We start from the raw sequence: 25,125 nt of genomic DNA, 5'->3' as shown, positions 1-25,125 counted from the left end.
CAACTGAAATCCCGAAGGGTTGGCGAGGAAGGATTGAAAAGCTCCGAAAACTATCCACGGGGGCATGGGATACGCACAGGAAGCTGTACCCATGACCACAAAGGGTGATACGGATGTTACCAGCGTGACTACCGTGACACATGTTGTAAAAATGCCACGGGGGTAACCACATTAATCCAGGTGGGAAGGCATTTATGAAATCAGATGCATTGCGGTGTAGCTGGCAATAGTCAAGCTCGTTGAAAGGTTGCATGCTTCACGACGGCCCGGAGTCGACATGTCGATGAACACACAAAAACACCCAGCGAGGGCTGCAAGTGCAACCCTCGCTGGGTGTTGAAGTTAGGCCCTTGACCTAAGCCCTAAGCCGAGTGACTTAGAACTGACCCTCCTCGGTGGAGCCCTTCAGGGCGGTGGTGGAGGAGTTCGGGTCGACGGTGGTGGCGATGCGGTCGAAGTAGCCAGCGCCAACCTCGCGCTGGTGCTTGACAGCGGTGAAGCCGCGCTTCTCGGCAGCCTCGAACTCGCGGTTCTGCAGGTCGACGAATGCGGACATCTGCTCGCGAGCGTAGCCGTAAGCCAGGTCGAACATGCCGTAGTTCAGGGCGTGGAAGCCAGCCAGGGTGATGAACTGGAACTTGAAGCCCATCTTGCCCAGCTCGTTCTGGAACTTGGCGATCTCGTCCTTCTCGAGGTGAGCGGACCAGTTGAAGGACGGGGAGCAGTTGTAAGCCAGGAGCTGGTCCGGGTACTCAGCCTTGACGCCCTCAGCGAACTTCTTAGCCAGCTCGAGGTCCGGAGTACCGGTCTCCATCCAGATCATGTCAGCGTACGGAGCGTAGGACTTTGCACGCTCGATGCACGGCTCCAGGCCGTTCTGGACGTGGTAGAAGCCCTCGGAGGTGCGGTCACCGGTGATGAACTTCTGGTCGCGCTCATCAACATCGGAGGTGATGAGGGTAGCGGCCTCAGCGTCGGTGCGGGCGATGATGACGGTCGGGGTGTTGGAGACGTCAGCAGCCAGGCGAGCAGAGGTCAGGGTGCGGATGTGCTGCTGGGTCGGGATCAGGACCTTGCCGCCCAGGTGACCACACTTCTTCTCAGAAGCGAGCTGGTCCTCCCAGTGGGTACCAGCGGCACCAGCGTTGATCATAGCCTTCTGCAGCTCGTAGACGTTCAGAGCGCCACCGAAGCCAGCCTCACCGTCAGCGACGATCGGCAGCAGCCAGTTGTCGACGGAGTCGTCGCCCTCGATACGAGCGATCTCGTCTGCGCGGAGCAGAGCGTTGTTGATGCGGCGAACGACGTTCGGCACGGAGTTGGCCGGGTACAGGGACTGGTCCGGGTAGGTGTGGCCGGAGAGGTTAGCGTCACCAGCAACCTGCCAACCGGAGAGGTAGACAGCCTTCAGGCCAGCGCGAGCCTGCTGAACGGCCATGTTACCGGTCAGTGCGCCCAGAGCGTTGATGTAGGAGTCGTCCTTAACGTTGACGCCTTCCCACAGGATCTCAGCGCCGCGGCGAGCGAGGGTGTTCTCCTCGACGACGGAGCCCTGGAGCTCAGCAACCTGCTCAGCGGTGTAGTCGCGGGTGATACCTTCCCAGCGCGGGTTCTCGTCCCAATCCTTCTGGATTTCGGCGGCGGTACGTGCCTTACCAACGTTAGACATAAACGGAGTCACTTCCTTTTGCTTGCTTTTTGAACTCCGGGTGCTGACTTAAGAACAATTCCGACAGAACCGATCTACAGGCTGACCCGATAGTGACCGCGGTGTCACGTGAATGCAGGGGGCGCTAGCAAAGTGCTGTACCCCTGCACGCAAACACGCGAACAAAAACAATGTCCGCTTCCGCGTGCCATGTCTCACATTTTGGGGCATAGCGCTACGTTCGTCAAGCAGCTTCCGATGTGAATTCAAGTATGTAATACGGATAACACTTGTGAAGATTGCAAACATTGTGATGTGTAGCTTGGCTTTAACGATTTTCGCCTGTGACCGGCCGGTACATTTGTACTGTTATTTCCCTATGGCGGGCTCGCGAATAATGTTCCCCCCGCTTTGGGGTGATTTATATTTTGGTATTTATCAAAGCTGGCCGTTAACAGTGTTTGGAGTTTAGGGGGTGTTTCGCTACCCCCGAAATTACGGCCGTAAAGGTGGAAACGGGCTTCTAAATACACTGCCGTTACACCGTCAGTACCCCGCCGGAGCATCCCTGGGTAGTGGCCAGGGTCTCGGTTGTCATCTCGCTTTTATGGTCTGGTTTGAAGGCGGAGGCTGTAGCGACGTGATTGGTCGCTGGCCGTTGATACGCAGGTCGCAATAGTAAATGTCTGTGAGGCGCGACACTTTCCCATTGTGTGTGGTGTTCTGTGGCTGGAGGAAAGAGTGCCGGGGATGCTGCAGTCAATGCGGGTGGGGGAGGGCTGGTTGTGGCGTCAGGATTGAATGCCCGAATGGTCATTGGGGAGGGGTGGGGTCTGTTCGCAGGGTGCTCGTCGTAAAGCGAATGAAATGGCAAATGTGAGCGGCGTTATACCGGGCTGGCGGTTGGCGGTTATGGAAAAAGACGGTTCATAAGTGCGCCGAATCACATACAGTAGGGGAACAACGCATCCAGTGTGAGCCGCTGACGTGGCCATGGCTGGATGGGCAAATTGCAATCAATAGTTTTGAGGAGAGCAATGGCACAGCGTATTTCGGCAGGTGGAATGCAGGTCGCGAAGGTTCTTTACGACTTCGTTAATGACACCGCACTCCCCGCCGCCGGCATTGAGGACAAGGACGCGTTCTGGAACGGCTTCGGTGACATTGTCGCTAAGTACACTCCGCGCAACCGCGAGCTGCTGGCCAAGCGCGATGAGCTGCAGGAAAAGCTCGACGCTTGGTACAAGGAACACCCGGGCGAGCAGAATCAGGATGAGTACGTCGCATTCCTGAAGGAAATTGGCTACCTCGTTGACAACCCGGGTGACTTCCAGGTCACTACCGCTAACGTCGACACCGAGATCACTTCCACCGCTGGCCCGCAGCTGGTTGTGCCGGTCCTCAACGCCCGTTTCGCCATCAACGCTGCGAACGCACGCTGGGGCTCGCTTTACGACGCGCTGTACGGCACCAACGCTATTCCTGAAGATGGCGGTGCGGAGAAGGACACCCCGGGCTACAACAAGGTCCGCGGTGACCGCGTTATCGCATGGGGTCGTAACTTCCTGGACAAGGCTCTGCCGCTGGTCGACGGTTCCCATGCGGACGTCACCTCTTACGACATCGTCGACGGTCACCTGCAGGCAACCCTGGAAGGCGGCGCTACCTCCGGTCTGCGCGAGCCGGAGACCCTGGTCGGCTACACCGGTGACAAGGACGCGCCGGAGTCCATTTACTTCAAGCACAACGGTCTGCACATCCAGCTGCTGATTGACCCGGAGTCCCCGGTTGGCAAGACCGACAAGGCTGGGGTCAAGGACATCATCCTGGAAGCCGCTGTCACCAACATCATGGATCTCGAGGACTCTGTCGCCGCAGTTGACGCTGCAGACAAGACCCTGGGTTACACCAACTGGCTGGGCCTGAACGTCGGTGACCTCGCAGTCGAGTTCACCCGTGGCGGCAAGAAGCTGTCCCGTACCATCAATGACGACCGCACCTACACCGCTCTTGACGGTTCCGAGGTCACCCTGCACGGTCGTTCCCTGAACCTGGTCCGTAACGTCGGCCACCTGATGCAGAACCCGGCCATCCTCGACCGCGACGGCGAGGAGATTTTCGAGGGCATCATGGATGCCGTCGTCACCGCTGTGTGTGCAATCCCGGGCCTGGACCAGGACAACGCACGTAAGAACTCCCGTACCGGTTCGATCTACATCGTGAAGCCGAAGCAGCACGGCCCGGATGAGGCTGCATTCACCAACGAGCTGTTCGCAGACGTTGAGAAGCTGCTGGGTCTTCCGCACAACACCCTGAAGGTCGGCCTGATGGACGAGGAGCGTCGTACCTCCGTCAACCTGGACGCCGCCATCAAGGCTGTTTCCGAGCGCGTCGTCTTCATTAACACCGGCTTCATGGACCGCACTGGTGATGAGATCCACACCTCCATCCAGGCTGGTCCGATGTTCCGCAAGGCTGTTCAGAAGACCGCTCCGTGGATGCTGGCTTACGAGGACAACAACGTCGACTCCGGTCTGGCACACGGCCTGCAGGGCAAGGCTCAGATTGGTAAGGGCATGTGGGCCATGACCGAGCAGATGGCTGAGCTGTTGGAGCAGAAGATCGGTCAGCCGAAGCAGGGTGCTTCCACCGCATGGGTTCCGTCCCCGACCGGTGGTGTGCTGCACGCTACCCACTACCACGAGGTTGACGTCTTCGGCGTTCAGGACAAGCTGCTTACCGACGGTCGCCGTGACACCTTCGGTGACCTGCTCACCATCCCGGTAGCGGCAGCTAAGGCTGGCGAGCCGGGCGCTGACTGGTCCGATGAGGACAAGGCCAACGAGCTGGACAACAACTGCCAGTCCATCCTGGGCTACGTTATCCGCTGGGTTGAGCAGGGTGTTGGCTGCTCCAAGGTGCCGGACATCAACGATGTTGACCTGATGGAGGACCGCGCTACCCTGCGTATTTCCTCCCAGACTCTGGCTAACTGGCTGCTGCACGGTGTTGTCACCGAGGAACAGATCATCGATTCGCTGGAGCGCATGGCCGAGGTCGTTGACCGCCAGAACGAGGGCGATGAGGCATACCTGCCGATGGCTCCGGACTTCGACAAGTCCATTGGTTTCCAGGCCGCCAAGGAGCTCATCCTCGATGGTGTGAACCAGCCGTCCGGTTACACCGAGCCGATTCTGCACCGCCGTCGCCTGGAGTTCAAGAAGCGCGAGGGCATCGACCAGGATTAATTCTTGGTCGGGCTGCGGCTGCCGAGCCTGAAATAACAAAATAGATATCCATACTGCCGGTGTGTAGGTGGTATTGGCTAACCTCTGATGCCAATACCGCATGCGCGCCGGCAGTTTTGTTTTTGGGGAAGCGCACCATGATTCTCAGATTCGAGATACCCGGGTTCGCAAGCGGGGCAGGGGCAACGTTGCTAGCGTTGATTGGGAAGTTAATTGAGAAAATGCAGTCTGCAACGTCCAAGGAGCTGCGCCCCCCCCATGACTAATTCCACGACCGACAGTGCTACCAACCTCGCCAAGGCCAAAGAATTCCTCCATAGCGCGGGCGCAATCCTCTTTGACCTCGACGGAGTGATTACCCCTACCGCCGATGTGCACGAGCAGGCGTGGGCGGACATGTTTAGCGACTACTTCGAGCACAAGGGCGTCTCGGCCTACACAGAGGAGGACTACTTCACCTACCTCGATGGCCGCCGCCGCGATGAGGGCATCGCAGCAATCCTGGAATCTCGCGGCATTTCGCTGCCGCACGGTAGCGATGAGGACACAGCGAAAGACGAGACGATTGTCGGGCTCGGGAAGCGCAAGAATGATGACTTCTTGGCGCGAGTCGAGAGGGGAATTGAGGCCTACCCGGGGTCGGTTGCGCTGCTCGACGAGTTACAGGGCGCGGGGGACTCGTCGGCAAGCGAAAAACCGCAGTTGGCGGTGGTTAGCTCGTCGAAGAACGCGGTGCCGGTGCTGACGGCCGCTGGGCTGCGTGAGCGGTTCGTGGAGATTGTTGACGGCGTGGTGGCGCATGAGAACAACCTGCCGGGTAAGCCAGCCGCCGATACTTTCGTGTACGCGGCGAAGAATCTGGGGGTGGCGCCGCGCGATGCTGTGGTGGTCGAGGATGCCATCAGTGGTGTGCAAGCGGGTGCAGCCGGCGCATTTGGTCTGGTCATTGGTGTTGACCGCGGTGCTGGTGCGGAAGCGCTGCGCCGAGCGGGCGCCGACGTTGTGGTCAGTGACTTGGCGGCACTCGTCTAGGCTGGCTCGTGACAAATGGCTGAGAGAAAACCGGAAGGCATCATGGCCAACGATTCGACCACAGCAGCAGTCGACGAGACTGAGCGTGTGATTCCGCAGGGGCAGGGTCACGACGCGGAGACCGCAGAGGCTGAAAAACAGGAGGAGACGGTGTCCCCAGTTCGTCGTAAGCAGCGTCGTAACTTCCCGGCGGATCGTGCGGATAAGCACCACCACCTTGTAAATGCCGAGGGACTCATGGACCGAGACATCACTCCGGTCGATGAGTGGCGTCTGATTGAGACGAAGCCGAACGGCCTCCCGCTCGGTTTGGGCGAGACGCTGTTTGCGCTGTCGAACGGGTACATCGGCATGCGTGGCAACCCGCCGGAGGGCCGTGACTCCAGTGAGCACGGCACTTATATCAACGGTCTGCATGAGACCTGGCCGATTAGGCACGCCGAGGACGCCTACGGCCTAGCCCGCCAGGGGCAGACGATTGTCAATGCTCCGGACGCTAAGGCAATGCGTCTCTACATTGACGATGAGCCCCTGCGTCTCGGCAATGCTGAGGTCAGCGACTACGAACGTAGCCTGGATTTCCGCGAGGGCGTGCTGCGTCGTCGGTTCATTTGGCGCACCCCGGGTGGCAAGCGCGTTCGCGTCACCTCTGAGCGCATGGTGTCTTTCCAGGAAAAGCATGTCGCCGCGATGAGTCTGGAAGTCGAGCTGCTGGATGCGGATGCTGCGGTGATGATTAACTCGCAGATCCTCAACCGCCAGGACGGCGAGGACGAATACCACGATGCTGCTAAGGCGCAGGGCACCGAACTGGATCCCCGTCGTGCCGAGGCGCTGGAAGACCGCGTTCTCATTCCGGCATTTCAGTCGGAATCGGCGCACGGGCAGCGCTCGACGCTGGGCTACCGCTGCGCGAACTCCGGTATGACCGTGGCTACCTCCATGGACCACACCTTTACTGTCCGCACTCCCGACGGCACGGAGCCGTTCGTAGAGATTTCGCAGTCGACCGAGCCGGATGTGGCCAGCTCCCTGTTCAACCTGGATGCGCCAGTCGGCACTGTCATACGCCTGGAGAAGCTGGTCGCGTACCACTCCTCCCGTAAGGTGCGTGCTGAAGAGCTGGCATTCCGCTGTGAACGCACCCTGAACCGCGTCGGTCGCATCGGCATGCTGGGGCTGATGGAGAACCAGGAGGAGTGGCTCGAACGCTTCTGGGAGCGCTCTGACGTGGTCATTTACAATCAGCCGGAGATTCAGCAGGCAGTGCGCTGGAACATTTGGCAGATTATCCAGGCCGCCGCCCGCGCCGAATTCCAAGGCGTCCCAGCCAAGGGAATGACCGGCACCGGCTACGGCGGCCACTACTTCTGGGACACGGAAATCTACGTGACCCCATTCCTTACCTATACGTCGCCGCAATTCTCGCGCAATGCCATGCGTTTCCGCTGGGACATGCTCGAAGCCGCGTGGGCGCGTGCCGACGAACTGGCGCACGACGGTGCCCTCTTCCCGTGGCGCACTATCAATGGTCAGGAGTCCTCGGCCTACTTTGAGGCCGGCACGGCGCAGTACCACATCGATGCGGACATCGTGTACGCGATGATGAAGTACGTCTATGCCTCCGGCGATGAGGAGTTCCTGCTCAAGGAGGGCACGGATCTGTTGCTCGGCACGGCCAGGTTTTGGATGTCGTTGGGATTCTTTGATGCCGAGCAGCGAGAGTTCCAAATTCACAGCGTCACCGGTCCAGATGAGTACAACACGGTGGTGAACAACAACCTGTACACCAACGTGATGGCGCAGTATAACCTGCGGGTTGCTGCGGACGTCGTCAAGCAGATGAAGCGCGATCGCCCTGCTGCCTATCGCGAACTGACCAACCGCTTCGACCTCACCGAGCGCGAGGTTGAAGAATGGGAGCAGGCTGCTGAGGCGATGTACATCCCGTTCGATGAGAAGCTCGGCATTCACCCTCAGGATGACCAGTTCCTACTGCGTAAGCGCTGGAATCTCGACGATCCCGAGGTCGGACCCCTGCGCCCGTTGCTGCTGCATTACCACCCGCTGACGATTTACCGTCACCAGGTCATTAAGCAGGCGGACGTCGTCCTCGCACTGTTCCTCATGGGCAATCGCTTTACGACGGAACAAAAGCGCGCAGACTACATGTATTACGATCCGCTCACCACTGGTGATTCCTCGCTGTCCGCCGTTGTGCAGTCCATTGTTGCGGCCGAGTTGGGCTTGCAGGAGCAGGCAATGGATTTCTTCCTCCGCGGACTCTATGTGGACCTGGCGAACTTGCATGGCAACGCTGCCGATGGTGTCCACGTGGCATCTGCCGGTGGTGTGTGGCAGTCCCTGGTCTATGGCTTCGGTGGTTTCCGCGATCATGACGGCCGCTACAGTATTGACCCGCGTCTGCCGGAGGACTGGAGTGGTCTGACGTACCGAGTCACTATTCGTGGTTGTCGTATCCGAGTGACGGTGCGCGGCCGCACGGTGGAAGTCGTCCTGGAGGAGGGAGACCACCAGGTTGGGCCGATTATGGTCGCAGGCCATGAGGTGATCATTGGCCCGGAGCCGTTGACCGTGGTGATGGCGAACCCGGATCAGGGCGAGGATTAGTCGGACGGCTTCGGCCGTACCGGCGCCAATGGGGGGGGGATTGCCTGTTGGGGGTGGCTGTTTGGGCCTTTGGGGAATTCGGCAGGGGTAAAAATAAAGAATTTCGCAACATAATTATTGAGTATTAAATCCGTCCACCTGAGAAAAGTGGGCGGTTTTCTATTTTCGTGCTATTTATGTTGCGTTATTAGTCGGTTTGGACGGGTGAAAAATCGGCAAAAGTCGGGGTAGGCGCGTTTTTATGGTGGGGGAGAGGGTTTATGCAGCGACGACCTCAGAAGTGGCTAAAATGCGATAACCTGAGAAAAGGCGGAGAAAAGACCTAGGTAACCTGTGAAAATCCCCACCCAAAAGGGGGAAAAATGTTTACCAGGCGCTGTGTGACTTTAGAGTGAATATGACACTGGAGGTGCCATGACTGTTAAAAGTTCAAACCGTGACGCAATCGCGCACGGCAAAATTAATGTAGAACCGCTGCGCGAGCAGCCTAAATACCCTTCATGGGCTCTGAAGCTGACCATGGCCGTCACTGGCGTGCTGTTTGGCCTCTTCGTTATTGTCCACATGCTGGGTAACCTGAAGATTTTCGCTGGCGAGGAAGACTTCAACGCATACGCGACCTTCCTACGCACTGTCGGTGCTCCGGCAGTTCCGAACGAGGGCATTCTGTGGATTTTCCGCATTGTCCTGCTGGTAGCTATTGTCCTGCACATTTTCGGTGGCCTCACCCTGGCTGCACGTGCAAAGCAGTCCCGCGGCAAGTTCCGCCGTCAGGGCATGGTGTCCAGCTGGAACACCTTTACTGCACGTTCGATGGTGATCACCGGCATCGTGCTGCTGGCCTTCATCATCTTCCACCTGCTGGACCTGACCATCGGTGCTGGCGTTTCTCCGTCTTCTTTCGAGCACGGTGAGGCATACCAGAACGTGGTTGCGTCCTTCTCGCGTCCGGGTGTTGTTGTTTGGTACATCATTGCTCAGCTCGCTCTGCTGCTGCACCTGTCCCACGGTCTGTGGACCGCTACTTCCGACCTCGGTATCACCGGTAAGCGCTGGCGCAAGGTTCTGCTGTTCCTGTCCGGCCTGCTGCCGCTGCTGGTTGTTGTCGGCAACATCTTCATCCCAGTCGCCGTCCTGACCGGTCTGGTCTCGTAGGTCGAGGAGGAAATTTACTATGACTAACACTGAAGCAACCGTCGCTGCGGACTTCCGCGCGCCGGAAAGCGCTGTCGACGGGGTCAAGATCGGCAAGGTTCTGTCCGATAACTCCCCGGGTGACAAGGTCTCCATGAAGGACCACTGGCAGTACCAGAAGGATCACGCCAACCTGGTTTCGCCGCTGAACCGTCGTAAGTTCCGCGTCATGGTCGTCGGTACCGGCCTGGCTGGCGGCGCTGCCGCTGCTGCCCTCGGTGAGCTCGGCTACGACGTGCAGGTTTTCACCTACCACGACGCTCCGCGCCGTGCGCACTCCATTGCTGCACAGGGTGGTGTCAACTCCGCTCGCGGTAAGAAGGTCGACAACGACGGCGCTTACCGCCACGTCAAGGACACCGTTAAGGGCGGCGACTACCGCTGCCGCGAGAACGACTGCTGGCGTCTGGCTGTCGAGTCCGTCCGCGTCATCGACCACCTGAATGCAATTGGTGCTCCGTTCGCTCGCGAGTACGGCGGTACCCTGGCAACCCGTTCTTTCGGTGGTGTGCAGGTCTCCCGTACGTACTACACCCGTGGTCAGACGGGTCAGCAGCTGCAGCTGTCGACTACCTCGGCTCTGCAGCGTCAGATTGGTCTCGGCAACGTCGAGATCTTCACCCACAACGAGCTGGTTGACATCATCGTCGCCGACGGCCGTTGCCAGGGTGCCATCATGCGTAACCTCATCAATGGTGAGCTGACCGTTCACACTGCTCACGCAGTTATTCTGGCTACCGGCGGTTACGGCAACGTCTACCACATGTCCACGCTGGCCAAGAACTCCAACGCTTCGGCCATCATGCGTGCATACGACCAGGGTGCTTACTTCGCATCCCCGTCCTTCATCCAGTTCCACCCGACCGGTCTTCCGGTTAACGCGCACTGGCAGTCGAAGACCATTCTGATGTCCGAGTCCCTGCGTAACGACGCACGTATTTGGACCCCGAAGAAGAAGGGCGACGAGCGCCCGGCCAACGACATCCCGGAGGACGAGCGCGACTACTTCCTGGAGCGTCGCTACCCGGCATTCGGTAACCTCGTCCCGCGTGACGTCGCTTCCCGTGCCAACTCTCAGCAGATTAACGCCGGCTACGGTGTTGGTCCGCTGAAGAACTCCGTCTACCTGGATCTGCGTGACGCAATTGAGCGCCTGGGCCAGCCGGTCATCAAGGAACGCTACTCGAACCTGATTCAGATGTACGAAGAGGCAATCGGTGAGGACCCGTACAAGGTTCCGATGCGTATTGCTCCGACCTGCCACTTCACCATGGGTGGTCTGTGGTCTGACTTCAACCAGATGACCTCCATCCCGGGTCTGTTCACCGGTGGCGAGGCATCCTGGACCTACCACGGTGCAAACCGTCTTGGTGCAAACTCCCTGCTGTCCGGTTCGGTCGACGGTTGGTTCACCCTGCCGTTCACCATTCCGAACTACCTTGGCCCGCTGCTCGGTACCGACCGCCTGGCTGAGGATGCCCCGGAGGCCAAGGAAGCACTGGACCGCGCTCAGGCTCGCCTGGACAAGCTGATGAGCATCCAGGGTAAGCACGGCGCTGAGTACTTCCACCGTCAGCTCGGTGAGATTCTCTACCGCGACTGTGGTGTGGCTCGTAACAAGGAAGACCTGGCTCGCGGTATCGAGGAGATCCGCGAACTGCGTAAGGCATTCTGGTCTGACCTGTTCATTCCGGGTGAGCCGAACGAGATGAACCAGCAGCTCGAGTACGCTAACCGCGTTGCTGACTACATCGACCTCGGTGAGCTCATGTGTGTCGACGCCCTCGACCGCGATGAGTCCTGCGGTGCTCACTACCGCGATGACCACATCTCCGAAGATGGCGAGGCAGAGCGCGATGACGCTAACTGGTGCTTCGTTTCCGCATGGGAGCGAGGCAACAATGGTCCTGCATGGGATCAGTCCGGTCACGAATTCATTCGCCACGCCGAGCCGCTCACCTTCGAAGCCGTCCCGCTCATGACAAGGAACTACAAGTAATGAAACTGCACCTTGAAATCTGGCGCCAAGCAGGTCCGAACGTCGAGGGACACTTTGAATCCGTTGACGTTGACGACGCCGTCGCAGAGATGTCGATCCTGGAGCTGCTTGACCACGTCAACTCCAAGTACGTCGAGTCCGGCAAGGAGCCGTTCGCGTTCGCATCTGACTGCCGTGAGGGTATCTGTGGTACCTGTGGTCTGAACGTCAACGGTCGTCCGCACGGCCCGGGCCAGAACACCCCGACTTGTCAGCAGCGTCTGCACCAGTTCAGCGATGGTGACACCCTGAAGATTGAGCCGATGCGCTCCGCCGCATACCCGGTCATCAAGGACATGGTCGTTGACCGCTCCGCTCTGGACCGTGTCCTCGAGCAGGGTGGCTACGTCTCCATCAACGCTGGTACCGCTCCGGATGCAGATACTCTGCACCTGAACCACGAGACCGCTGAGTTCGCACTTGACCACGCAGCCTGCATCGGCTGTGGTGCTTGTGTGGCAGCTTGCCCGAACGGTGCTGCACACCTGTTCACCGGCGCAAAGCTGGTTCACCTCTCCCTGGTCCCGCTGGGTAAGGAAGAGCGTGGCAAGCGTGCTCGCAAGATGGTTGACGAGGTCGAAGGCACCTTCGGTCCGTGCTCCCTCTATGGTGAATGTGCTGATGTCTGCCCGGCCGGTATCCCGCTGACTGCGGTTGCCGCCGTTACCAAGGAACGAGCTCGTTCGTTCTTCCGCGGTAAGGACGACTAAACTCTTTCTCGATTAGAGTTTTCCAGAAGGGACATAGATTATGGCGAATGCAGTCAAGCGTTACCAGGGCGAAGAGCACTTCGTCGACGGTTACGTGCCTCAGAGCATGAATGCCGAATACTCCTCGCTTCACAAGAGCATTACCTGGATTGGCATGGGACTCATGCTCGCCTCTCTGGCGGCTTGGGGCACCTTCATTTTCGGTCTCGCAACGACCGTTTTTGCCGACCAGACTGCTGCCTCTCACAGCAACGGTTTCCTGGCTAAGGATGCCGCCAACTACACCGACTACACCGGTGGTTGGAACTTCGACGGCAGCGTGTTCATGTGGGCTGGCCTGGTAGTCGGACTGGTTATGGTTATTGCGGGTCTGGCCTGCATCTCCATCGGTCGTCGTGACTACAAGGCTTACCGAAAGGAATTCGGCACTCACCACTAAAGGCTTGCCCCAGTTTAAAGGGGCTCGCCTCTAGGCGGATGCAACGCTAGCCTTTTGAACTAGCACCTCCACAGTTGATGCCACTGTGCACAGTGCGCTGGAGTAGGGAAGTATTGAGAAGTACCTCTCTCACCAACAGCGGACTGCGGCGCGGTGGCATTTTCGCGTTTTTGGCGCCTAATCTATACACATGGATAACAACCCCGCTAAGCTCCCGGCAGCTGTAGATACGGTCTCGGACCGTCTCGAAGTTCCCGGGCCATCACCAGAGGTTGAGGCGGAAAAACGTGCGCAACTGCGTAAGGCTAAGGCCTTCGCTACGATGCTGCTGGTCATCGCAACCGCTGTGTATTTCACATGCCGCGGTATTGAGTCTTCACACTTATCCGCGGGCGAAGTTGTGCCCGCGTGGGTGGGCTACGTTCGCGCTGCTTCTGAGGCTGGCATGGTCGGTGCCCTCGCCGACTGGTTCGCAGTCGTAGCTCTGTTCCGCCACCCGCTCGGCATTCCTATCCCACACACCGCTATCGTCCGCCGCAAGAAGGACCAGGTCGGTGAGTCCCTGGCGCAGTTCGTCGGAGACAACTTCCTGAACCCCGCTTTGATTGTGGACAAGGTGCGTAAGGCCGAGATTCCTGAGCGTATCGGCGAATGGCTGGTAGCGCCGGGAAACGCCGACAAAGTGTCAGCAGAGGTCGGTAAGTTCACTGGAAATGTGCTGGAGGCGATTAATCCCGACGATGCCGCCGCAGTGCTGAAGTCAGCAGTCATCGACGAAGTTGCAGCTCCGGAGTGGGGGCCACCAGCGGGTAAGGTTCTCGAGCAGCTCATCGAAGAGGGGCGCACCGAGCCTATTGTCCAGCAGATGGCTGAGTGGCTGCACCGGAAGTCGCTGGGCTCGCAGAATCTTATCGACCGCCTCGTCGGAGAGCGCGCCCCATCCTGGGCGCCGAGCTTTGTCAACGATCTCATCGGCGACAAGGTCTATCGCGAGCTGGTTGATTGGACCTGGCAGGTGCAGCATGACCCTAAGCACGACGCGCGCCTGGCGCTCCACCGCTTCCTCACGCAGCTCGCCATTGATTTGCAAAACGACGAGAAAACCATCGCCAAGGTCGAAGAAATTAAGACTGACATTCTTTCGTCCGCCGCCGTCACACAGGCACCGGCGAAGATTTGGGCATCGACATCCGCAAAGCTTGTCGACGCTGCCCGCGACCCGGACTCTCTGCTCCGTCGGAAGGTCTCGGAAACGGCCGCCCGCTACGGCGAGCGGATCCAGTCCGATCCTGAGTTGCGCAAACGAATGGACCGCCGTCTGGAAGCGGCTGTCGTCTTCATCGCTGAGAATTACGCGGGCGAGATTACCTCGATCATTTCCGAGACCGTCGAGCGTTGGGACGCCGATGAGGCTTCCGACAAGATTGAACTGATGGTCGGTCGCGATCTGCAGTTCATTCGCGTTAACGGCACTGTTGTCGGATCACTGGCCGGTTTGGCTATTTACACCCTATCGACCTTGGTGTTTGGGGCTATTTAGCAGCACAACCCAGCACATCAGACCGTGTGCGTTAGCATGTAAAAAGCAATGCATCCCTGTTAAAGGAGTTGTTCCCCCGGTGCGCCTGTTACCATCTTTGCCCAGTCTTGCGGATTCGCCGCTGATGGCAATTTCCGTCTATGTGGACGTCCTGTTTCAGTTCGCCATTCCGTTTGTCATCGGCATCTTGGCGCTAATCGGTGCGGTGCTTGTCATCACCACCCGCGCGGATGCCTTTGACGCCGCAGACCGCAAGAGCCGCAACGTCTGGGCCGGCATGCTGGTCGGTTCGGCTATCTTCCTGCTCCTGCCGTGGCTGGGCTGGGCAATGCTGGGCATCCCGCTGATTGCCGGGCTGGTCATCACGGGTATTTACTGGTTGGATGTTCGCCCACAGATCAAGGACATTTTGTCGAACGCACAGGGCGGGTATTAGTCCCGGGCGGGTGCTAGCCCAGGGCGGGTGTTAGCCCGCACAACTGAGAAAGTGTCTGGGTTTATGACAGTTTCTGGGTGAAAACCCGGTTATTTGGTCATAAACCCAGACACTTTCTTTTTGGGGGAGAGGATAGGGATAGGTCTGGCTCCCCGAAAACCTACTGGAACACCACGGTAACCTACTGGAACACCACGGTGCGGTTGCCGTAGACCTGCACACGGTCCTCCAGGTGCCAGCGCAAACCGCGGGCGAGGACCTGCTTCTCCGCATCGCGGCCCTCACGCTGCATGTCCGCAGCGGTGTACTTGTGGGAGACACGCATGACGTCCTGCTCAATAATCGGGCCGTCGTCGAGGTCCTCAGTGGCGTAGTGGCAGGTGGCACCGATGAGCTTCACACCACGTCGATAAGCCTGCAGGTACGGGCGCGCGCCCATGAACGACGGCAGGAAGCTGTGGTGGATATTGATTGCGCGGCCTTCCCACTTTTCGCACAGATCCGGCGGCAGAATCTGCATGAAACGTGCGAGCACGATGGCATCCGGGTTTTCGGCGTCGACAATCTCGGCGACCTCATCGAATGCCTTACGCTTGCCGACGGCATCCTTGGGGAAGGGCACGTGGTGGAAGGGAATGTCATACGCTGCGACCAGTGGCTCCAGATCGCGGTGGTTACCAATTACTGCAGCGATTTCCATCGGATAGTCGGACTGTGCGACGCGGCCGAGCAGATCCTGCAGGCAGTGGCCTTCCTTGGTCACCAGGATGACAGCGCGCTTCGGGACAGCGTTGTCGGTGACCTTCCAGCGGACCTCAGGGCCCCAATCACCGACGAGCTCAGCGAACTTCTCGCGCAGCTCTTCTACCGTCAGGTCGAGAGCGTCGGCGCGGACCGCCTGGCGAGTGAAAAACCATCCGGTCTCCGGGTCGGAGAAGAAGTCCGCCTCGGTAATCCACGCACCAATGTCGGACAGGAAGGTCGACAGGGTGGAAACGATACCGGTACGGTCTGGACAGCCGAGCGAGAAGATGTACTGGCGCTCGGTGGGAGTACCGCTATTTGCGGTGATGAGAGAGCGAGTCATTCTCGGTATCTTACCTGCTAGCTAAAGGTAAGTTCGCTCACGGTCGACAAAGGCAGATTTGCGCCCGTCAGCGTCAACGCCAGGCCCTCCCCGGTGACGTGCGCTTCCTCCACCTGCATACCGTGGCCGATGTCGTAGCTCAACAGCGTACCGCTCGCTTCTCCCAGCCAGCCGGCCAGGCCATCGAGGTTTAAGCCGAGGATTGAGCCGCCCTCCAAGTTGATTTCGATATGACCGCCGTTGGCAATCGGGCGGAACTTGGAGGTCGCAAATCCGGAGGCGAATTCAATGTTGAACAGGCCTTCGTCCGGCAACGGCGTGATTGTGGAAGCGCGTACACCGCTTTCCCGGTTAATTAGCGCCTGCAGCAGTTGAGGTGGGATTGTGACGTCTACTCGCAGCGACTCTGCCGTCGGATCCGCACGATTGCTCAGATCCACGTTTTCCAGGTGCACTTCCGCTGCCGGGTCACCGTTGATCTCCGGTGCGCCACCCAGCGCCTCCGGGTTCTTGACCTCCAGCGTGTTCGGAGTGGACAGATCCATCGAGGGCACTGACTTGGTGGCCAAGGCGAGCAGCATCGGGCGGGTGCCGAAAGAAACCTTGGGGTCCTCAGTGACCGTCGCACCACGCTCTTCAGCGGAGGTGCGGTAGCCGTCGGAAATCTCCTTGCTCACGAACATCCGGACGCCGATTTCGCCGGCAATCGCAACGAGTGCCACCACGATGATGACACCGAGGACGGTGGGCAGGACTTTGACGCTCGATGAGCGTTTAGCAGAACTCATGGTTCCCAGTCTTGCTTAACGACGGCTCCGCCGCTACCACCTTTCTTCGCCCGGGTGTCCGCCCCCGGTGCCGCCTCGGTGTGCCCTGCTGCGCAACCTACTTAGTGACGTAGTCCGCCAGCACAGCGGTCTCAGCGTTGAGGACGCGCTCCAGGTACGGAGCTGCCTTCTCCTCGAGCTTGCCACCGAGCAGCGGCACGTTGATGGCGAACTCGGAGTTGGTGGTCAGCACTGAACCTTCACCCTGGGCGGTGAGCTTCTGGGACGCACTGAAGGACGCCGGTACGCCCGAAGCTTCTGTGGTCACGGTGGAGGTCGCGCCGTCGTCGTTAAGCGGGCTGATGACGAACGTGCGCGTCATGCCGACCCCGGACTTAACGAACTTCTGTGCCTGCGCCGGAATCTTGTCAGCAGAGACGGTCTGGCGAATCACGACGGTGGTGCCAGCGTCGGTGGTCTCGAACTTTTCCACCTTGCCGTCAGCTGCCGAGAAACGGTTTGCGACCTTCTCCCAGAAACCGGCGTCGGTGAGGGCCTCGTAAACCTTCTCAATCGGCTGGTCGAAGTTGACGGTGTGCGTGTTAGTCGTAGTCATGCGCTTGATGATACGTAATTTGCACTACGCTAGGGGCGTGGAAAATCTCGACCAATCGCCGAACCCAATTCACCTGACCTCCGACATGGAAGAAGCCATCGATGGGCTTGCGGGGCTAGAGGGGGTGGAGCTCAGCACGCATACCGCTTTCGCGGATTTGACGACGCTCCGCCTCGGCGGGGTGCCACGCGCGGTCGTCCGGTGTAGCACGACGGACGCTGTGGTCGATGTCGTACGCGCGCTTGACGACGCTAACGTGCCCCTCCTCATCGTGGGAGGCGGATCCAACCTGGTGGTAGCCGATGAACTCGAGCCGCTGGTGGCTGTGGTGATCGAGGCCGACAACGTGACCATGAGCACTCGCGGACACGGGCTGGAGTCCGTGTCGGCAATCGTGGAGGCCGAGGCCGGTGCGGTCTGGGACGAGGTCGTGGCGATGAGTGTCGACGCAGGTTTTGGCGGCCTGGAATGCCTGTCGGGTATTCCGGGATCGGCCGGAGCCACTCCGGTGCAAAACGTGGGCGCCTACGGTGCTGAGGTGTCGCAGGTCCTGGACGCGGTGCAGCTTTACGACCGCGCAACCGGCTCGGTCGAGTGGGTGGAACCGGAGTCTCTCGACCTTTCCTACCGCTACTCGAACCTGAAGTTCACCGCACGGGCAGTGGTGCTGGCCGTGCGGTTCGAGCTCAGCGTGGATGGCATGTCCGCGCCACTTCGCTATGGCGAACTGGCGCGGCGCCTGGGCGTCGACGAGGCCGAGGCTGCGGCTGGCGAGATTCGCAGGCCGGCTGCGCTGGTGCGCGAAAAGGTGCTTGAGCTGCGTCGGGGCAAGGGCATGGTGCTCGAAGATGCTGACCGCGATACCTGGTCGGCGGGTTCTTTCTTTACCAACCCGATCATTCCGGAGAACTCGGTGGAGGCCGTGCGTGCAAAGGTTGCCGCGCTGCGTGGGGCCGATGAGGCCGCGAATATGCCCGCATTCCCCGCTGGCCCCGGCCACGAGGGAGCCGTGAAGCTCTCAGCGGCGTGGCTTATCGAGCGCGCCGGGTTCCCCAAGGGCTACCCCGGTGACGGTGCGCCCGCGCGACTGTCGACTAAGCACACTCTTGCCCTGACCAACCGCGGGGAGTCCGGCGATGGTACGCCTACGACCGCCGCCGACTTGGTGGCTTTAGCGCGCGATGTGCGCGCTGGTGTGGAAAAGGCCTTCGGCGTGACCCTGGTGCCCGAGCCGGTGTGGGTCGGCGTGAGCATCGATTAGGCCCGCGGCGGGTGGCTGATGGCCAGTGGGGGCGGACTGGAGAGGCTGGCGTGCCTGATGGGGCTGGCGGGCTTGATGGGGGCGCTGGAGCCGCTGGAGCCGCTGGAGCCGCTGAGTAGTCCTCAGCTTGCGCTCCCGGGCCTTCTCTCAGGGTCGGGGATAGAGAAAGTGACTAGGTTTATGACATGTGAATATTATTCACCCTCAGTTTTTTGTCATAAACCTAGTCACTAAGTCCGGGGGGAGCCGGGGATCAACCTTAAGGGGATAGGAGCCCGCTCTACTCAGGCCCCTATCCCAACTACAAAACCACCGTGAACTAATGGTGCTTGCGGTGGGAAAGCGAATCGACGCTCTGGCCCTTCTGCTCCAGCTGTGTGAGCAGTACGTCGCGGACATCGCGGCGGCGGACCTTGCCCATCTGGTCGCGAGGAAGTTCCTCCAGGTGGAAGAATGCGCGCGGCACCTTGTACCGGGTCAGGTTGTCGTAGCAGTGGTCGCGGTAGGCGTCGGAATCCAGTCGGGCGTAGTCAGCAAGGGTGATCGCGGCTACGACCATCTCGGAGCCGTCGCTCTTCGGCAGGCCGACGACCGTGGCATCGGTGATGTCCGGGTGAGAGAGCAGTACTTCCTCGACTTCGGCCGGGTAGACATTGAAGCCACCTGTGATGATGACCTCCTTGATGCGGGCAACCAGCTTGATGAAGCCGTCCGACTCCATGACTCCGACATCGCCGGTGCGGTACCAACGGTCGCCAGCGGGAAGCTCAGCAGGCCCATCGGTGAAGGACTTCTCCGTTGCCTCCGGGAGGTTGAGATAACCGGCGAAAACCTGTGGGCCTCGGACGATGACCTCGCCCTCCTCGCCGTCAGCGCGGAGCTTGGTGGGATCTTCGGGGTCAACGATGGCGACCTCGGTGTCAGGGAATGGCAGGCCAACGTAGCCGGGGCGGCGGTTGCCGTCCATTGGGTTGCCGACGATAATCGGTGACGTTTCGGTGAGGCCGTAGCCCTCGACGAGACGACCTCCAGTGAGTTTCTCCCACTTCTGCACGAGGGAAACCGGCAGGGTAGCAGCACCGCAGAAGGCGAACTTCACGCCGGAGAGGTCGACATTATCGCGCTCGGCGGCTTCGACAATCTTCTCGTAGAGAGTCGGCACACCAGGCACCCATGTCGGGCGATTGTTCTTCATCACCTTCATAATCAGCGGAATCTCCGGTGCCGGCACCAGCACCAGTTCAGCGCCAATCAGCATGGACAAGTTGGTGACAATGGTCAGACCGTAGGCATGGAACATTGGCAGGATGCCGAGGGAGATTTCCCGCTCCTTGCCAAGACCCGGCACCCAGGCCTTACCCTGCAGAATGTTGGCGACCAGCCCGCGGTGGCTCAGCTGAGCGCCCTTCGGCGATCCCGTGGTACCAGAGGTGTACATCATCACTGCAGTGTCATCGGCAGTGATGGATTCATCGGCCTGGAGGTCGTGGCCGTCTCCGCCGACGGCGTCGTGAAGCAAAGCGTCAAAACCCATGACCTGCGGTGCGGAGGAGTGCAGCTTAGCGCGGGCGGCGCGGAGTTTCGGCAGCGGGATCGACAGGGCGGTGCGCATGACAAACGGCAGGTCCTGCAGCATATTGACCGCGATGATGGTCTCGAGCGGGGTGTTGTTGCGGAGGTCTTCAAGTACGGGGACGATCTTGTCCCAGCAGATGGCAAAGCGGGCGCCGTGGTCGTTGAATGGGTGGCGCAGTTCGTGGGCGGTGTAGAGGGGGTTGTGCTCTACGGCAACAGCGCCGAGGTGCAGAACTGCCCAGTAGGCGATGACGTGCTGCGGGCAGTTCGGCATGAGCAGTGCCACGCGATCGCCTTTGCGTACGCCAAGTGCGCGCAGGCCGGCGGCAACGCTGCGAACCTTGGCATCCAGCTCGGCGTAGGAGGTGGAGCGACCGAAGAAGGTCAGTGCCTTGCGGCGCGGGTGGTTGCTCAGAGTGTGGCGGTAGACGTCTAGGAGGGTGTCGAAGTTGTAGTCGATGTGGGGTGGGGTCCACTCCGGATACAGGTTCAGCCAGGCTTTGGAAACCGCAGCGTTGGGTGTGGAACCGTGAGCTGGGGCGGAGTCATTTGCAGCGTGTGAGCTGGATGTATCGGCCATGGGGTCCTCCTAAATTTTTGTTTAGCACCTGAATACGTCGTGAGGTGATAATAACCTACGACGTAGTAGGTATCGACCTTTATTGTGCCGTACGTCGCACTGCGATGCCGGAATTCCGATACACGTATTTGAGGTATCCATTTGCGGGGTTGCCCCTGGCGTAGGCACTCTGGGCAGTATGAGCGAAACATTTCCGGCGGCAACGGCGGGCGCAGACGCGGCGACCTCTAACACCCCGGCGTGGCCGAACCGCATCGCGATGATCTCCATGCATACCTCTCCGCTGGAGCAACCGGGCATCGGTGACGCTGGTGGCATGAATGTCTACGTGCTGCGCACCTGCGAGGAGCTGGCGCGACGCGGTGTGAAGGTGGATGTTTTCACCCGCGCCACGCGTTCCAGCGATGGGCCGGTGATTCAGGTCAGTGAGAACTTCCGCGTCATCAACATTGTGGCTGGTCCATATGAGGGGTTAGAGAAGTCAGACCTGGCTACGCAGATGCCGGCCTTTGCCGGTGGGGTCATTGAATTCGCCCGCAAACAGGGGATTGAATACGACCTCATTCATTCGCACTACTGGCTCTCTGGCCAGGTGGGGTGGCTGCTGTCGGATTTGCTCGACATTCCGTTTGTGCACACGGCGCACACACTGGCGGCAGTGAAGAATCTCCATCTGGCGGAGGGAGATACCCCGGAGCCGGAGTCGCGTCGTATCTGTGAGCAGCAGATTGTGGACAATGCGTGCCGGCTCATTGTCAACACAGATGCCGAGGCTAAGCAGCTCGCGGATCTTCACGATGCCGACCCGTGGCGCATTAATGTCGTGCCGCCCGGGGTGGACGTGGAGCTCTTTTCGCCGGGCAGTGATCGCGCCACCGAGCGGTCCCGTCGTGAGTTGGGCATCCCGTTGCACACTAAGGTCATTTTGTTCGTCGGTAGGCTGCAGCGGCTGAAAGGCCCGCAGGTATTGCTGCGGGGTGTCGGTGAGCTCATGCGTCGCCATCCCGCCACTAATGTCCGAGTGATTATCTGCGGTGGACTTTCCGGTTCTGGGCTGCATGCGCCCGACGAATTCACCAATCTCGCCGCGGAAGAGGGGATCGACCACCTGGTCCGTTTCATGCCCCCGCGCCCGCCGCAGGACCTGGCGAAGCTCTACCAGGCCGCAGATATTGTCGCCGTGCCCAGTTACAACGAAACTTTCGGGTTGGTGGCGATGGAGGCTCAGGCCACCGGTACTCCCGTTGTCGCGGCGAATGTCGGCGGACTCTCCATCGCTGTCGACGATGGGGTCAGCGGTTTGCTTGTCGACGGTCACGAGTCCGCAGCCTGGGCCGATGCCCTCGGTCGCCTGGTGGAGGACGACGAGCTGCGCATTAAGTTGGCCACCCAGGCGCGCGAGCACTCCTTGGAGTTTTCCTGGCAAAAGACCGTGGATCGGTTGGCCGATGTCTATCATCGAACCGAACTCCAAAAGGAAAATTGTCCCGGCTCTATCCGGGATGCGGGCGGCTCCCGGTAGGTTTCGTTAGCTTCAGTACCGCCAGAGCCGTAGCCACAAAAGCAGGGAGATGATTCACGATGAGCACGGACATCCAAGTACAGCTGAAATCCCTCGGTGAGCAGCTGGAACGCCTCGGTGTCGAGCATGGTCTTGCAGACAATGCCGCCGTGGTGGTCCTGCCTGGTAAGAAGAAGCTCAAGACTGTCGTCGGCCTCATCCCGGCGCCCGACTCCCTGCGTGTTGAAGCCTTCGTCTGTCGCGCGGTCGAAGAAAACCACGAGGCCGTCTACAAGTGGTTGCTGCAGCGCAACCGTCGTCTGTTCGGCATCGGTTACACCATCGATGCCGCCGGCGACATCTACCTGGTCGGTCAACTGCCCGCTGAGCTTTCCGACGATGACCTCGACCGTCTCCTCGGTCAGCTGCTGGAGACGGCCGATGGGGACTTCAACCAGATCCTCGAACGCGGCTTTGCATCGGCAATTAAGCGCGAGTGGGAGTGGCGGGTTGACCGTGGGGAAAACCTGGCCAATCTGGAGCAGTTCCGCCACATGGTTGAGTAGCCGGGGGTAGCAACCCACATAGCGGGGCAACGAACGGCGGGCTTTCCCGTTTTGGGGCACAATTAGGGGTATGAGCAATGGAAAACTGATTCTTGTCCGTCATGGCCAGAGTGAGTGGAACGCATCCAACCAGTTCACGGGCTGGGTCGACGTTGCACTGACCGACAAGGGCCGCGCTGAGGCAGTACGTGCCGGTGAGATGCTCGTAGAGGCAGGCCTGAAGCCGCAGGTTCTCTACACGTCGCTGCTGCGTCGCGCAATTAACACCGCACACATTGCCCTGGATACCGCTGACCTGTTGTGGATTCCGGTTATCCGTGACTGGCGTCTGAACGAGCGCCACTATGGTGCTCTGCAGGGTCTGAACAAGGCAGAGACCAAGGAGAAGTACGGCGAGGACCAGTTCATGTCCTGGCGTCGCTCCTACGACACTCCGCCGCCGGAGCTGTCGGATGACAGCGAGTTCTCGCAGGCTAATGACCCGCGTTACGCCAACCTGGATGAGGTTCCGCGCACGGAGTGCCTCCTGGACGTCGTGAAGCGTTTCATTCCTTACTTTGAAGAGGAAATCCTGCCGCGTCTGAAGTCCGGTGAGACTGTCATGGTGGCAGCTCACGGTAACTCCCTGCGTGCACTGGTCAAGCACCTGGACAACATCTCGGACGAGGACATTGCCGCTCTGAACATCCCGACCGGTATCCCGCTGGTTTACGACTTTGATGCTGAGGGCAAGGTTTTGAACCCGGGTGGCACCTACCTGGATCCGGAAGCTGCAGCTGCAGGTGCTGCTGCTGTTGCTGCTCAGGGCAACAAGTAAATATGTAGGTGTTTGATAGGCCGATAAGGGGCGCAGCCAAGTGGGGCTGTGCTCCTTGGTCTATTTAGAGCTAGCTAGCGCAATGATTTTTCAGCGCGCGCGGATTGTGAAAAGAGCTTAGGGTAAGACCCGTGTCAAAAATCATTATCGCCGCTCTATTAGGTGCTGCGGTTATGGCAGCTGTGCTGATTCTTGGTGGAGTTGTCTCGGGTGCCTATAACGCCGCTCGGCGTCAGAAGAGCGACGAGGAAAGTTCAATAACCACCATGGCGCAGGTCATGCACCTGGCCATTCAGAAGTCTCCGACGGGTGTGGTGGTCGTTGACATCTCACGTGATTTGATTTTGTCGAACTCCATGGCGCACAAGTTGGGGCTGGTCTATGAGCGCCGCCTCAATGACGTGGGCTGGGAAGCTGCGCTCAAGGTCTTTGACTCGCAGGAGGACCAGGAGCTAACGCTGGTGCTGCCGTCGCGCCGGGCGGGGGCGCCGGACACAATTGTCCGCTGTCAGCTAACTCCGTTGTCGCTGGTGGACGACCGTTTTGTGGTGATTTATGCGGCGGATGTCTCCGAACAGGCCCGTATGGAGGCCGCGCGACGTGACTTTGTGGCTAACGTTTCCCACGAGCTCAAGACTCCGGTGGGGGCCATCAGCCTCTTGGTCGAGGCGCTGAATGAAGCTACCGACGACCCGGTTGCCGTGCGTCACTTCAGTGAGAGCCTGACGCAGGAGTCCAAGCGGATGTCGACCATGATTACGGAACTCATCTCGCTGTCGAAGCTGCAGGGGGCAGAGCCACTGCCGGACATGTCTCCCGTGAAGGTTGAAGAGATTGTCCAAGGAGCTGTGCGTCGTAACCAGATGCTCTCGGAGCAGGCGGGTATTGAAATCACCGTTGACTGTGAGCCGGATTTGGTGGTTGAAGGTGAACGCAGCCTGCTGATCACCGCGGTGTCCAACCTGATTTCAAATGCGATCAACTACTCGCCAGAGGCCACGCCTGTATCTGTGACTGCGGTCAAGGAGGATAACGACACCGTCGCTATCCGCGTCACTGACCGCGGTATCGGCATTTCCCAGGCGAATCAGAAGCGTATCTTCGAGCGCTTCTTCCGTGCGGATAAGGCACGCTCGCGGGCGACAGGCGGTACCGGTCTGGGCTTGGCAATTGTTAAGCACGTCGCAGCGAATCACAAGGGAACCGTCAAGCTGTGGAGTCGGCTGGGCACAGGATCGACCTTCACCATTGAGCTCCCGCTGATGGAAAAGAACGGTTCCGCGTCGAATGATGGCGATGTATCTGCACGTTTGCCAATCGGCCACACCCAGCCTGCGGGTAAAATTGCGGCTAAGAAAAACGCGCAGCGAGGTACGGGCAAAACCCGTGGCAAGGATAAGGATTCCCAGAACAAGGATTCCAAGGAAGGAATGAAGTAA

At 59.6% G+C, this 25,125-nt stretch carries 19 protein-coding genes; 14 read left to right on the top strand and 5 right to left on the bottom strand.

The features are described from left to right. Positions 1-376: 376 nt before the first annotated feature. Positions 377-1,669 (bottom strand): isocitrate lyase, encoded by a 1,293-nt coding sequence (gene aceA, locus QP981_RS01065; RefSeq protein WP_016421960.1) that lies wholly within the window; start codon positions 1,667-1,669, stop codon positions 377-379. Positions 1,670-2,685: 1,016 nt separating this feature from the next. Between aceA and QP981_RS01060 the strand changes: the two genes are divergently transcribed. The 9 genes from QP981_RS01060 to QP981_RS01020 all read left to right on the top strand — a co-directional run bounded on the left by QP981_RS01060 (position 2,686) and on the right by QP981_RS01020 (position 14,916). Then, a complete protein-coding gene (locus tag QP981_RS01060) occupies positions 2,686-4,896 on the top strand; it encodes a malate synthase G (protein WP_048732321.1) in 2,211 nt (736 codons plus the stop codon). A gap of 258 nt (positions 4,897-5,154) precedes the next feature. Continuing rightward, positions 5,155-5,928, top strand: a complete 774-nt coding sequence (locus QP981_RS01055; RefSeq protein WP_179078196.1) for an HAD family hydrolase — start codon at positions 5,155-5,157, stop codon at positions 5,926-5,928. Positions 5,929-5,943: 15 nt separating this feature from the next. Next, positions 5,944-8,559: a glycoside hydrolase family 65 protein gene (locus QP981_RS01050; RefSeq protein ID WP_284857285.1), complete on the top strand. Its 2,616-nt coding sequence runs from the start codon at positions 5,944-5,946 to the stop codon at positions 8,557-8,559. Positions 8,560-8,973: 414 nt separating this feature from the next. Beyond that, positions 8,974-9,714, top strand: a complete 741-nt coding sequence (locus QP981_RS01045; RefSeq protein WP_016421964.1) for a succinate dehydrogenase cytochrome b subunit — start codon at positions 8,974-8,976, stop codon at positions 9,712-9,714. Between the two features lie 19 nt (positions 9,715-9,733). Continuing rightward, a complete protein-coding gene (locus QP981_RS01040; protein WP_016421965.1) occupies positions 9,734-11,752 on the top strand; it encodes a fumarate reductase/succinate dehydrogenase flavoprotein subunit in 2,019 nt (672 codons plus the stop codon). Further along, positions 11,752-12,501, top strand: a complete 750-nt coding sequence (locus QP981_RS01035) for a succinate dehydrogenase/fumarate reductase iron-sulfur subunit (protein ID WP_016421966.1) — start codon at positions 11,752-11,754, stop codon at positions 12,499-12,501. The genes QP981_RS01040 and QP981_RS01035 overlap by 1 nt, the downstream gene beginning before the upstream one ends. A 40-nt stretch (positions 12,502-12,541) precedes the next feature. Continuing rightward, on the top strand, positions 12,542-12,940 hold the full coding sequence (locus QP981_RS01030; protein ID WP_016421967.1) for a hypothetical protein: 399 nt from the start codon (positions 12,542-12,544) through the stop codon (positions 12,938-12,940). 190 nt (positions 12,941-13,130) lie between these two features. Then, the gene (locus QP981_RS01025; RefSeq protein ID WP_150963537.1) at positions 13,131-14,480 is read left to right on the top strand and encodes a DUF445 domain-containing protein; all 1,350 of its coding nucleotides are present in this window, start codon (positions 13,131-13,133) and stop codon (positions 14,478-14,480) included. 79 nt (positions 14,481-14,559) lie between these two features. Then, positions 14,560-14,916 carry a DUF2516 family protein gene (locus tag QP981_RS01020; protein WP_016421969.1) on the top strand — a complete coding sequence of 119 codons (357 nt, stop codon included), beginning with the start codon at positions 14,560-14,562 and terminating at the stop codon, positions 14,914-14,916. Between the two features lie 181 nt (positions 14,917-15,097). Here QP981_RS01020 and purU read toward each other — a convergent pair whose 3' ends face one another. The 3 genes from purU to QP981_RS01005 all read right to left on the bottom strand — a co-directional run bounded on the left by purU (position 15,098) and on the right by QP981_RS01005 (position 17,386). Beyond that, positions 15,098-16,003 carry a formyltetrahydrofolate deformylase gene (purU, locus tag QP981_RS01015; protein WP_016421970.1) on the bottom strand — a complete coding sequence of 302 codons (906 nt, stop codon included), beginning with the start codon at positions 16,001-16,003 and terminating at the stop codon, positions 15,098-15,100. 17 nt (positions 16,004-16,020) lie between these two features. Beyond that, positions 16,021-16,791 carry an LmeA family phospholipid-binding protein gene (locus QP981_RS01010; protein ID WP_284857284.1) on the bottom strand — a complete coding sequence of 257 codons (771 nt, stop codon included), beginning with the start codon at positions 16,789-16,791 and terminating at the stop codon, positions 16,021-16,023. Between the two features lie 97 nt (positions 16,792-16,888). After that, positions 16,889-17,386: a DUF2505 domain-containing protein gene (locus tag QP981_RS01005; protein ID WP_069359365.1), complete on the bottom strand. Its 498-nt coding sequence runs from the start codon at positions 17,384-17,386 to the stop codon at positions 16,889-16,891. 85 nt (positions 17,387-17,471) lie between these two features. On the opposite strand from QP981_RS01005, the gene QP981_RS01000 reads away from it, so the two are divergent. Further along, on the top strand, positions 17,472-18,647 hold the full coding sequence (locus tag QP981_RS01000) for a UDP-N-acetylmuramate dehydrogenase (protein WP_284857315.1): 1,176 nt from the start codon (positions 17,472-17,474) through the stop codon (positions 18,645-18,647). Positions 18,648-18,966: 319 nt separating this feature from the next. Here QP981_RS01000 and QP981_RS00995 read toward each other — a convergent pair whose 3' ends face one another. Then, positions 18,967-20,802, bottom strand: a complete 1,836-nt coding sequence (locus QP981_RS00995; protein WP_284857283.1) for a long-chain-fatty-acid--CoA ligase — start codon at positions 20,800-20,802, stop codon at positions 18,967-18,969. Positions 20,803-21,061: 259 nt separating this feature from the next. Here QP981_RS00995 and mshA point away from each other — a divergent pair, with 259 nt between their 5' ends. The 4 genes from mshA to QP981_RS00975 all read left to right on the top strand — a co-directional run bounded on the left by mshA (position 21,062) and on the right by QP981_RS00975 (position 25,125). After that, complete coding sequence (gene mshA / locus QP981_RS00990) at positions 21,062-22,324, top strand: D-inositol-3-phosphate glycosyltransferase (RefSeq protein WP_180950668.1); 1,263 nt, start codon at positions 21,062-21,064, stop codon at positions 22,322-22,324. Between the two features lie 59 nt (positions 22,325-22,383). Continuing rightward, positions 22,384-22,869 carry a type III secretion system chaperone family protein gene (locus tag QP981_RS00985; protein WP_070643274.1) on the top strand — a complete coding sequence of 162 codons (486 nt, stop codon included), beginning with the start codon at positions 22,384-22,386 and terminating at the stop codon, positions 22,867-22,869. Positions 22,870-22,939: 70 nt separating this feature from the next. Continuing rightward, a complete protein-coding gene (locus QP981_RS00980; RefSeq protein WP_070643272.1) occupies positions 22,940-23,686 on the top strand; it encodes a phosphoglyceromutase in 747 nt (248 codons plus the stop codon). A gap of 131 nt (positions 23,687-23,817) precedes the next feature. Beyond that, positions 23,818-25,125, top strand: a complete 1,308-nt coding sequence (locus QP981_RS00975; RefSeq protein WP_016421978.1) for a sensor histidine kinase — start codon at positions 23,818-23,820, stop codon at positions 25,123-25,125.

The sequence above is a fragment of the Corynebacterium sp. MSK047 genome (genome assembly GCF_030232285.1).
Taxonomy (GTDB): Bacteria; Actinomycetota; Actinomycetes; order Mycobacteriales; family Mycobacteriaceae; genus Corynebacterium; species Corynebacterium jeikeium_D.
The sequence above is the reverse complement of the archived record's forward strand: the minus strand, read 5'-3'. Positions and strand labels throughout refer to the sequence as shown.